Origin of the sequence: Parendozoicomonas verongulae (genome assembly GCF_009711465.1) — a bacterium.
In the GTDB taxonomy this organism is placed as follows: domain Bacteria; phylum Pseudomonadota; class Gammaproteobacteria; order Pseudomonadales; family Endozoicomonadaceae; genus Sansalvadorimonas; species Sansalvadorimonas verongulae.
Genome location: NZ_SMME01000559.1, coordinates 583 through 1,425 on the forward strand (window position 1 = coordinate 583; position 843 = coordinate 1,425).

An 843-nucleotide genomic window follows, 5' to 3' on the forward strand; every position below is an offset into this window, starting at 1 on the left:
CAAAATATTGTTTTAGCGAACAGCCCCCGACACAACGGCTATAAAGGCTTATTCAGAGTATGGACTTACCCCCACCAAACTATGGGAAAGGCGGTTATTACTGGCAGGCGCCTCCTCCTGACATACAAAGCGATTCAAGTAGACATACGCCTTATACCTCCAGTACACATGATTCTCGATATCCAGAATGTACAGGTCACTCTGAGCACCGCCAACTTTTACAGCGGAATTCCCAGAACTATCCGGGTTACCCTCGTGTACAGGTATATCAGGACATAAATGATGCCTTCAATCTTCTGAAAGCCAACCCCCAAAGGGCATTAAATGAGGCCGAGGTACTGTTAAAAAAATACGCAGGAGACTCACACCAATATGCTCGTGTTGTGCAATTAAAAGCCAGATGTTTGTTTCATCTTGACAATTTTGATGGATGTATTGAATACATCAATTCTCTTTCAGCGGGTTTGCAAAACAACAAAGGGGTGATGATGGCAAAAGGCAGAGCTTTACAAGCGAGAGGCCATTTAACGGAAGCTTTATCACTCTTCCAGTATCTTTATACCCAATACTCAACCTATCTCAATGATGAAAAAAACAATGGGCTGGCACTGGGCCGTCTACTCCAGATCATGGGAGGCCCGGGTAATGTAAAAGCGGCCCTGGACATCTATACCCGGCTGCGCACCCGGACAGCCGGGGGGCAAATGGACACCCCCTGTAAGGACAAGGATATCGAATTAACACTGGGCAGACATCTTCAGATCATGGGCGGCCCGGACAATATGAAAGCAGCTAAGGACATCTTTACCCGGTTGCGCACCCAGGCAGCCGGGGGGCAGCCGA

General features: G+C 47.8%; 1 protein-coding gene. It reads left to right on the forward strand.

Going from position 1 to position 843, the window contains the following annotated elements:
• Positions 1-488: 488 nt before the first annotated feature.
• Positions 489-843 (forward strand): hypothetical protein (locus E1189_RS01490; RefSeq protein WP_155158331.1); only part of this gene is annotated, 355 nt, incomplete at its 3' end.